This is a genomic window from Sporosarcina sp. GW1-11, assembly GCF_033088395.1.
In the GTDB taxonomy this organism is placed as follows: domain Bacteria; phylum Bacillota; class Bacilli; order Bacillales_A; family Planococcaceae; genus Sporosarcina.
Genome location: NZ_JAPMIW010000019.1, coordinates 49,332 through 59,131, shown reverse-complemented (window position 1 = coordinate 59,131; position 9,800 = coordinate 49,332). Strand labels below are relative to the sequence as shown.

Annotated in this window: 11 protein-coding genes and 1 pseudogene (1 of these 12 only partly in view); 9 read left to right on the top strand and 3 right to left on the bottom strand. The window is 42.6% G+C overall.

Features of this window, described 5'->3' with window-relative positions:
- Nucleotides 1-355 precede the first annotated feature (355 nt).
- The gene (locus ORD22_RS11785) at nucleotides 356-1,600 is read left to right on the top strand and encodes an S-layer homology domain-containing protein (RefSeq protein WP_317646208.1); all 1,245 of its coding nucleotides are present in this window, start codon (nucleotides 356-358) and stop codon (nucleotides 1,598-1,600) included.
- Nucleotides 1,601-1,644: 44 nt separating this feature from the next.
- On the opposite strand, the gene ORD22_RS11780 is transcribed toward ORD22_RS11785, so the two are convergent.
- A complete protein-coding gene (locus ORD22_RS11780) occupies nucleotides 1,645-2,067 on the bottom strand; it encodes a DUF1284 domain-containing protein (protein WP_317646207.1) in 423 nt (140 codons plus the stop codon).
- A 276-nt stretch (nucleotides 2,068-2,343) separates the two neighbouring features.
- On the opposite strand from ORD22_RS11780, the gene ORD22_RS11775 reads away from it, so the two are divergent.
- Nucleotides 2,344-3,582: an S-layer homology domain-containing protein gene (locus ORD22_RS11775; RefSeq protein WP_317646206.1), complete on the top strand. Its 1,239-nt coding sequence runs from the start codon at nucleotides 2,344-2,346 to the stop codon at nucleotides 3,580-3,582.
- A 5-nt stretch (nucleotides 3,583-3,587) separates the two neighbouring features.
- On the opposite strand, the gene ORD22_RS11770 is transcribed toward ORD22_RS11775, so the two are convergent.
- The gene (locus ORD22_RS11770) at nucleotides 3,588-3,740 is read right to left on the bottom strand and encodes a hypothetical protein (protein ID WP_317646205.1); all 153 of its coding nucleotides are present in this window, start codon (nucleotides 3,738-3,740) and stop codon (nucleotides 3,588-3,590) included.
- 523 nt (nucleotides 3,741-4,263) lie between these two features.
- Here ORD22_RS11770 and ORD22_RS11765 point away from each other — a divergent pair.
- Entirely contained in the window at nucleotides 4,264-5,511 is a 1,248-nt protein-coding gene (locus tag ORD22_RS11765) for an S-layer homology domain-containing protein (protein ID WP_317646204.1), read from the top strand.
- A 38-nt stretch (nucleotides 5,512-5,549) separates the two neighbouring features.
- On the top strand, nucleotides 5,550-5,804 hold the full coding sequence (locus ORD22_RS11760) for a hypothetical protein (RefSeq protein ID WP_317646203.1): 255 nt from the start codon (nucleotides 5,550-5,552) through the stop codon (nucleotides 5,802-5,804).
- Here ORD22_RS11760 and ORD22_RS11755 read toward each other — a convergent pair.
- Complete coding sequence (locus ORD22_RS11755; RefSeq protein WP_317646202.1) at nucleotides 5,770-6,264, bottom strand: hypothetical protein; 495 nt, start codon at nucleotides 6,262-6,264, stop codon at nucleotides 5,770-5,772. The genes ORD22_RS11760 and ORD22_RS11755 overlap by 35 nt on opposite strands.
- A gap of 88 nt (nucleotides 6,265-6,352) precedes the next feature.
- On the opposite strand from ORD22_RS11755, the gene ORD22_RS11750 reads away from it, so the two are divergent.
- From ORD22_RS11750 to ORD22_RS11730, 5 genes and pseudogenes are all read left to right on the top strand, one after another.
- The gene (locus ORD22_RS11750; protein WP_317646201.1) at nucleotides 6,353-6,574 is read left to right on the top strand and encodes a DUF2829 domain-containing protein; all 222 of its coding nucleotides are present in this window, start codon (nucleotides 6,353-6,355) and stop codon (nucleotides 6,572-6,574) included.
- A 57-nt stretch (nucleotides 6,575-6,631) separates the two neighbouring features.
- On the top strand, nucleotides 6,632-7,369 hold the full coding sequence (locus ORD22_RS11745; protein WP_411567648.1) for a 3-oxoacyl-ACP reductase: 738 nt from the start codon (nucleotides 6,632-6,634) through the stop codon (nucleotides 7,367-7,369).
- A gap of 154 nt (nucleotides 7,370-7,523) precedes the next feature.
- Entirely contained in the window at nucleotides 7,524-8,030 is a 507-nt protein-coding gene (locus ORD22_RS11740) for a QueT transporter family protein (RefSeq protein WP_317646200.1), read from the top strand.
- Between the two features lie 304 nt (nucleotides 8,031-8,334).
- Entirely contained in the window at nucleotides 8,335-9,138 is an 804-nt protein-coding gene (locus tag ORD22_RS11735; protein WP_317646198.1) for a conserved phage C-terminal domain-containing protein, read from the top strand.
- Nucleotides 9,128-9,800, top strand: a pseudogene (locus tag ORD22_RS11730) (replicative DNA helicase); it runs 572 nt beyond the window's last position. The gene ORD22_RS11735 and the pseudogene ORD22_RS11730 overlap by 11 nt, the downstream one beginning before the upstream one ends.

The following is a 9,800-nucleotide window of genomic DNA, read 5'->3' as shown; positions in this document are numbered from 1 at the left end:
CGCAGTGGGTTCAGTGATGATCACTTCTCCACATACAGAAGCGTATTGATGTGTCTTGAACAAACTGAATTATTAACCAACTTTCAATGTACAATGCTATTTATTTTCCTAACTGAACGAAGGCGCCTGACAAGCGGGAGCCATCCGCTAGCGCCGAAGTGAGTTCAGTGATGAAAACTATTCTATAGTAAGAAGCGTCATGAAGTGTTTAGAAATTACTAAAATGACCCAATGCCAAAACAACCTTTCTGTGCGTTGGGGACTATTGCTATATATCGTTATATCCGCCTAGTAATTAAATGATAGAATGGTAGCGACTGGTAAATGTTAGTCAAACTATTAGAGGAGGGAATACATGAAGAAAATCATTCGAGTTGTGTTGTTCACTGCATTGTTGTTCGCCGTATCTGTTAACAATATGGGAACTGGTTCTGCTGCAACGAAGGAATTCAAAGATGTGCCGAAGAAGCATCCGAACTATGAAGCGATTCAAGCGATCCAAGAAGCTGGCTATATTTCCGGCTATCCAGACGGTACATTTCGTCCGAGTCAAAGCATTAGCCGTAAACACGTAGCGAAGTTATTGGATAAAGCATTAAAACTACCGGATTACACAGCGGGTAAAGTAATCTACAAAGATGTACCGAAAAATCACGCGTACTATTCATCGATTATGAACTTAACCGAAGCAGGGATTTTCAGTGGTGGACTCGATGGGAAATTTAATCCTGAAGCGCCAATCACTCGTATTCAAATGGCGAAAGTATTAGACTTGGCATACGATTTTAATATGACGACCTATGATTCATTTGAAGATGTCAATCGCAATCATTGGGGTTATGTCCATGCCACTGCATTAGCAGCGAGTGGAGTAGCAAGAGGGGATCAAGGGCGTTTCTATCCGAATCGAACGGTTACGCGTGCCCATTATGCGGAGTTTCTAAACCGTGCAATAGAAGCGAAAAAAGCTGACCCTACTCTTGGTAAAGTGACGAAAAACAAAGCGATTGATTTATCGAATCGACTGACGAATTTGATTGAATATACGTTAATTGAAGGTAAAAGACAGAAGAAAACCTTTGCTCAAATTCGTCCAGAATTACTGAAGTATGCGACATCAGAATTTGTGGAAGGCAATCTTCGTGAATATTATCCATACGTCTGTACAGAATGCGATCAATTTTTATTCCCGTTCCAATTACGAACAGAATTTAAGTTGCGCTTTGATTTCACCCAGACTTCCCCAAATAGAATTAGCGTTCAAACAGTAGAGTTTGGGGATGGGTTGGCACATGGCGGGTTTGTAGGTTACCTATTCAAGCAAGATGCTGGGAAATGGAAAATGGAAGATTACACATATGATTTAGTTGGGAAAAAGAATTTTAAGCTGACGATTGAAGAAGCGGAACAGATTATTAGAAATGATTACTTACTCTATAACGACACGGTCTGGGTTACCTATAAATCCAAGAAGCAAGTGACTGGAAAAGATATTGTATCGAATGAAAAGTACACATATGACGTCTATACATTCACGATTGTGACAGACTACGGTACCGAAACGGTGGAAGTTGATTCAGATTCAGGGATGTATTATTAACTAGAAGAAGTGATGGAAACGATTGCGGTTTCCATCACTTCTTTTTAATTATGCTCGACTTCCTGTAATCCAGTCGCATCAATAATTCGCTCCACGCCTTGCTCGCAATAACCATACGGGCGCCACGAACAAGTCTCACAAATTACAGCGATATCAGAAGGCACGACTTCGATCCGAATGCGCCGTTCTATTTCTCGCCAAGGTAACACATCTCCGAACTTTAGCCCGAGCCGCTTCAAAATCTCCGAATCTCGCACGTAAATCCCTTTATCTTCACAATGATAGGGTTGATCATCAGGAAACTTCGCACATAAATGATCCGGACCTTTCATGATCTGAATCAATGTATCCGGTCGTTGCCGTAATACAGTATGGACTGCTGTCATGTTTTCCGCATACTCCTTCGAGTAACCTATCCCACGATAACCTAATAAACAAAATATGTGATGACCGCGCAATTTAATCATATATTGCCGCCTTTCTAGTAAATATCTAATACCGTAAGTAAAGCATAAGTAGGAGTAGAACGAAAGCTTGAAGAGAGTTATTTTACAATCTGAAGCATCTTATGATCATCAGAATGTCGTCCTTTGTTTTCTCATTCGCACTATACAAAAGTTTTCAAAGTTCTGGACAATGTGAGTTTCATATACTACTTAATGCACGTATACAAATAATCAGAATATTGTTACGATGTAAATAACCGGCTAACATAGCCAAATAGCGGACGGAGGAGTGAGAGTATGAAAGCATTTCGATTAATGGTGTGCACAATACTGTTGCTGGTGATGTCGCTCGTTTATGTAAGTTCTACTGAAGCGACAGCGATGGAGTTTAAGGATGTCTCAAAGAAGCATTCGAACTATGCGGCGATTCAAGAGATGCAGAAAGCAGGGTTTATTAGTGGCTACCCGGATGGTACGTTCAGGCCAAGTGAAAAGATTAGCCGGAAGCACGTGGCGGCTTTATTGGATAAGGCATTGAAGTTACCGCATCCGTCAGAGTCAAAAGTGGTTTTTAACGATGTGCCAAAAAGTCATCCGTACTATGTGCCCATTATGAAGTTGGCGAATGCGGGGATTGTGAGTGGTGGATTGGATGGGAATTTTAATCCTGAAGCAGCGATTACACGTGTTCAGATGGCAAAAGTATTGGATTTGGCCTTTGATTTCAATATGACGGATTACTCTGGATTTCATGACATTTTGGTAACTCATTGGGGATATGTTCATGCGAATGCGTTATTTTCAAATGATGTGGCGAAAGGAAATCAGGGGTTCTTCCTTCCGAACCATCCTGTCACACGCGCGCACTACGCGGAGTTTCTCAATCGATCCATTCATATGAAAACCCCTCAACCTGGCACGGATAAATTTAAAAAAGAGGCGGCGTTAGATAAATTTAATCGGTTAAATTCACAAATTGAGCGTGTATTGCTACTAGGTGAAGAAAATAATAAAACGTTCAATCAGATTCGTTCAGACCTGTTGCCCTACGCAACTCCGGCATTTGCAGATGGCTTTCTGAAGGAAGTGTATCAAGCCGTTTCTCCAGATTATGATGATTATCTATTATATCCTTTAATAACAGAAGTTCAGGTGCGCTTTGAATTCCAACAACCTGATGCGAATACGCTAACGATTCAAACGGCTCAATTTAGAAATCGACAAATAGTAGGTGGATTTATTGATGCTGTAATAAAACAGACATCGGGACAATGGAAACTGGCAGACTACTACAATACGTCTGTAGGGAAGAAGAATCTTAGTCTGACAATCGATGAAGCGAAGTTTATTGTGAAAGAGGATTATCGACGTAATGGATATGGCGATGTTGACGTCACATACGTCTCGAAAACTCAGCTTATGGGTGAAGATTATTCTACACATGAAAAGTATCCGTTTGATCAATATAAGTTCATAGTAGAAGGAATGAATGGACGGGATACTATTACGTTCCACGCGGATAGCGGGTTCTTTTAATTGGACTACGTAAAAAAGCGTTCAAATGCATATAGGCATTTGAACGCTTTTTTTGTTCTTTCATCTGCGCTCATAGATTCGTGGTTGTCGCTCATAGATGTTGATTCTGCGCTCATAGACTCGTGGTTGTCGCTCATAGAATGTATCATCCCACGCACAGTGCATTCCTCCCGCAATACAAAAAATCTCCACATGTGTACTTAAAGCACACGTAACGCTTCAAAAGTCTTACGCAACACCCTTTGAAACAAACTTCCTCTCCGTGCGAGTCACAATAAAACGCACATTCATGCAGGATGAATTCTACGACATTCCGTGAAATTGGATTATTTCAGGGAAACTACAACTAGGTGCGGTACGGAGAGGCCAAGAATTTTCTAGCCTATTGGGGATAGAATAGAAGCCACCAATCGAACTGGAAAAATAGTCTGAGTCGGATGTTAGATCGTAATCTGGGGCGAGGAAAATAAATTTAAAAATAGAAGCATCTTTCATTGATAATAGGGTAAAGAACCTTATAAGGTCATTGAAAAGATACATTCTTTAGTTATTCGGTTAAGTCTATACAAAAAAGTTCAAATATTCCAAAATTAGGTATATACGAATGCCGTTCTATAGAGTAAAATAGAATGAACAAGTACTATACATACGACAAAAATAGTATGCGAGGAGGAACAGGTTATGAAGAAGTTCAGTCGAAGTTTTGTATGTACTCTATTGTTCGTGATGTTGTCATTTACTATTTTTATAGGAGTTAATCAAGCGGCGGTAAAAGACTTTAAAGATGTGCCAACGACTCACTCGAATTATAAAGCAATCCAGTATATGCAGGAGCTAGGGCTTATTGGAGGGTACCCGGATGGAACGTTCCGACCGCAAGACCCTATTAGCCGTAAACATGTCGCTGCATTATTAGACAAAGCACTGAAGTTGCCTCAGTTAACGAGCAGTCAAGTGAAGTTTTCGGATGTACCGAAGACGCATCCGTACTACACTTCCATCATGAAATTATCAGAAGCCGGTATCGTCAGCGGAGGAGTGGATGGAAGATTCAATCCAGATGCACCGATTACGCGTATCCAGATGGCGAAAGTATTGGATCTAGCATTCGATCTTCATATGACAAAACAAAATGCATTCTATGATGTCTATTTGGATCATTGGGGTTATGTTCATGCGAATGCGCTATTTGCTAGCGGTGTAGCGAAAGGGTATCAAGGCGAATTTTCACCTAATGTGTCCGTCACACGTGCACACTATGCGGAGTTCTTGTACCGCGCGATTCTTGTACGGGATGCTCGCCCAGTTACGGATAAAGTAACAAAAGGAAAAGCATGGGATCTAACGAATCGACTGACTCATTTTATTGAACACACGATGAGAAAAGGCCAAATGAATGGTCAACCGTTTAACGATATAAAAACAGATTTGTATCCATATGCTACGAAAGATTTTGTGGATAACAGCTTAGAATCTTATTATCCGAAAGCGTGTGTAGAATGCTATTCAAGTGCCCTTCCGCAATTGCGTATGGAGCCTTATGTCCGTTTCCAATTCACTCAACCGGACACAAACACGCTTCAAGTCCAGACAATAGAATTCCAAAATGGCATCTCCACTGGCGGATTTTTGGACTACACATTCAAGAAGCAAGACGGTAAATGGAAAGTGGCGACCTTCAAGTATGTCCCAGTTGGAACAAAGAACTTCCAACTGACAGTAGACGAAGCGAAAAAGGTCATACAAGAAGAATATAAATCTTATAACTATAAGGATGTCGCAATCAAATACGTAACAAAAACACAACAAATTGAACTAGACCCTGTCACTGATGAGCCGTATACATTCGACCAATACGTATTTAATGCAGAGACAGAATACGGCCGATATAAAGTACACTTCAATTCATCTGACGGTCTAATGCAATAAAAAGAAATAACTGGTGAAGCCACATTCTATGAGCATTCATGGAGTGTGGCTTGTTTTTTGTGGGCGCGCTCATAGAAAGCGATCCCGCGCTCATAGAAAGTGTTCCCGCGCTCATAGAAAGTGTTCCCGCGCTCATAGAAATCGTTCTCACGCTCATAGAAAACGTTCTCACGCTCATAGAAAGTGATCTCGCGCTCATAGAAAGCGATCTCACGCTCATAGAAAGTGATCCCGCGCTCATAGAAAGCGATCTCACGCTCATAGAAAGCGTTCCCGCGCTCCCGCGCTCATAGAAAGCGATCCCGCGCTCATAGAAAGCAATCTCACGCTCATAGAAAGCAATCTCACGCTCATAGAAAGCGATCTCGCGCTCATAGAAAGCGTACTCGCGCTCATAGAAAGCGATCCCGCGCTCATAGAAAGTGATCTCGCGCTCATAGAAAGCGATCTCGCGCTCATAGAAAGTGATCCCGCACTCATAGAAAGCGTTCCCGCGCTCATAGAAAGCGATCCCGCGCTCATAGAAAGCGTTCCCGCGCTCATAGAAAGCGATCTCACGCTCATAGAAAGCGATCTCGCGCTCATAGAAAGCGTACTCGCGCTCATAGAAAGCGATCCCGCGCTCATAGAAAGTGTACTCACGCTCATAGAAAGTGATCCCGCGCTCATAGAAAGCGATCTCACGCTCATAGAAAGCGTTCCCGCGCTCATAGAAAGTGTACTCGCGCTCATAGAAAGCGTTCCCGCGCTCATAGATGCCGGTTATCTTGTCCACCCAAACCAGCTATGGTAATCTAAAGCTACCGAAAAACTCTATGTACGTGAGGAAGGATGTAACTAAATGAACTTCGAAGAAATCTTGCCGTGTCTGAAAGCGGGCGAAAAAGTGATCCGCGGGAATTGGGGAGGTGCTGAACTTTATGTGAAACTGGTCCCGGCGGAAACACTAGACGGTGAAACGATGAATCCGTATTTCGTGATCAATGTGCGCGGGGAAGGTTACACGATGTTTACGCCGACTGTATGCGATTTGCTGGCGGAAGATTGGAAGATTGTTGAGTAATAGAATGACAATGAGCGCATGGGTAACCATGGGCTTTTTTGATTGGAGGAAATTATAGTGCAACATGAATTTGCAGGCAAGAATGTATTTATAACAGGGGCGGCTTCAGGAATTGGGCGTGCCCAGGCTGTCGAGTTTCTTAACAATGGTGCGAATGTTTATGGTTTTGATGTGGATCAAGCGGGTTTGACTTCATTGGCGGATATTTACGATGGCTTTCGTTTTACAGCGGGGAGTGTGCGCGATCGTGCCGACGTTTTAGAGGCGGTGACGCAGGCGGGGGCTATTGATATTTTGTGTAATACAGCGGGTGTGCTTGACGGTTTCGCAAAAACATTGGAAACGGATGAAGCGCTATGGGATCGCATTATGGATACGAATAGTAAGGGAATGTTTCTCGTGACGAATGCTGTTTTGCCGCAAATGCTTGGAAAGAAGTCTGGCGTAATTGTTAATATGGCATCGATTGCTGGCTTGGTGGCGGGCGGTGGCGGTGCGGCGTATACTGCATCGAAGCACGCGGTCATCGGCTATACGAAACAACTGTCGATGGATTATTGCAGAGAAGGAATCCGCGCAAATGCGATTGCACCGGGCGCAATTCAAACACCGATGAATGCCGCGGATTTTGCGGGTGATGGCGAAATGGCGAAGTGGGTGGCGGATGAAACACCGGCCGGTCGCTGGGCGCAACCCGAAGAAGTAGCTAAACTAACATTGTACTTGGCGTCAAACGCAGCTAGTTATATCCACGGTACCGTGATTCCCATTGATGGAGGGTGGACCGCAAAGTAATAGTATCCAGTATCCATCATTTCTGCTATACTAGGCAAGCAGTCTGTACGGCTGCACTACGGAACTTCTTGAAAGAGCGATAGGCTCTCTCTTCCTTTGTCCGTAGTTATTACTAAAACAGCTTTCGATGCTGTTTTATAAAGGAGGAATATAGATGACGTTACTCTCAAAAGAGCGACCGCGCATAGCTGTTGGAGAGATTGCGAAGATGGCCATCGTAGCTAGCTTATATGTGGCTGTTACGGTCATGCTTGCTGTCGTCAGCTTCGGTGCGATTCAACTACGTCTATCGGAAATGTTCAACTACTTGGCTCTGTTTCATAAGCGATATGTGATCGCCGTAACAGCAGGCGTTGTACTAGCGAACTTCTTTTCCCCGACATGGTTCTTAGACGTTCCCGTTGGCGGACTTGCGACGTTTCTTGTACTGATCATTAGTCGAGCAGCTACGAAAAATATGAAGTCGATGAAGATGAAATTTGTCTGCATGGCTCTCATTGCAGTCTTCTCGATGTTTAGTATTGCTGGCCAGTTGACGTTGCTGTATGGTTTACCGTTCTGGTTTACCTGGTTCACAGTCGGCCTAGGCGAGTTATTGTCGATGACTATTGGCGGCATGATTATGCTAGCTCTTTCGAAAAAAATAGATTTTAGTAAATGATGAAAAGCACATTCCAGTTTGGGGATGTGCTTTTTTATCGGTGGAGAAGTAGACTCGCGCTTATAGACCGGGTTCTAGCTTTCCGTGAGAATTTTATTGTCCAACCATTATCTGGCGTTTTAAATAATATTCAATAACTGCTAAGCCCCAAAAAAGAGTGTAATCCACAATGGATCACACTCTTTTTTGTCGTATAAAAAAATAAAATAAAAAAAGTGTATCCTTTTTTTCATCCGCGTCTATATAGGGGGTGAAAGAAAGAACAGGGAGTTCACTTAATAGACGGATGATAGGAGGCAAACAAATGAAGCTATTACTAGACGAATCACCTTACCAATCCTTACCTTCATTAGTAATGAAAATTGGAATGAAGGAAGCGTTATTTCTGCAACAATTGCATTACCGTTCGCTCATGTCTAAAAATATTCGGGATGGCTATAGGTGGGTGTATAACAGCTATGAAGGCTGGAGAACAGAATTCCCTTATTGGTCGGCGGATACGATTCGGCGCATCATTCGCAAACTGGAGAAAGGTGGGTGGATCGTCTCTGCGGTATACAACCGAATGAAAATTGATAACACCAAATGGTATCGAGTGAATTATGCAAATGAAGAATTGAGAGCACTACAACTTACAGTGCTAGAGCGGAAGTCTTGCCTAGGTGATGAGGATAAAAATACACAGCTCGACCTGGCGAATTTGCATAGGCCAATAACCAAAGAGTGTAAGACTACTACAAAGAATAAAGAATACGTCGAGGAGAATCTCGACGTGATCGCTTCTGTCATCAATTATCTCAATCAAAAAATCAATAAAACATTCAAAGCTCATTCAAAAACTACGAGAAGTTTGCTCAATGATCGGATCAGTGAAGGCTATACAGTGGATGATTTCAAAGCAGTCATTAACACCAAAACCGCACAATGGCTGAATGATCCAACGTTCTGTAAATATTTACGACCTTCCACTTTATTCAGTGCAACGAATTTTGAAAACTATTTGAATGAAGTACCGTCGGAAGTGCCGGTGAATGAGACGAGGAAAGTTGTTAGCTATCGAGCACCAACACTTGACTATGGAGAAGGGGGACCAGTAAATGGGTTATGAATTTGCGGAAAGAAGTTTACTTGGAACGATGATGCAGGAGAATTATTTAATACTTGACAGTGGCTTACAATCGGACCATTTCACTACAACTGTCCATAAACAAATCTACAGCGTCATGCGTGAATTAGTTCAACGGGAAAAATCGGTGGATTATATAACGATGCTGCTAGTCGGTGAAGCGAAAGAACTTGGAGGTGCGAATTATTTAGCGGAACTTCGTCGATTCGCAAATCCTGCACGCTTTGATGAATATAAAGAATTTCTCATCGAACAATGGAAAGAGCAGGAAAAGCATGTGTTACTCCAACAAGCGAGTCAAAATAACTGGAGCATCGCAGAAATCCAGCAAGCTTTCGATAAGCTGCAAGCATGTGAAACAACGAGCCAGACGTTGTCTATAACGGATGATTTGATCAGACAACACGAAAGGCCATTTCAACCATTGATCAAAAAGAAAGGGACTCCGACTGGATTGATCGATTTGGATGACGTATTAGACGGTTTTCAAGATAGTGAATACATCGTCATCGCGGGTCGTCCGTCGATGGGCAAAACAGACGTGCTCAATCATTTCGCCTTCCATGCAGGAAATAGTGGGCATTTACCGATCATCTTTTCGCTGGAAATGAGTAGAGATACGATGATTGATCGATTGCTGGCGG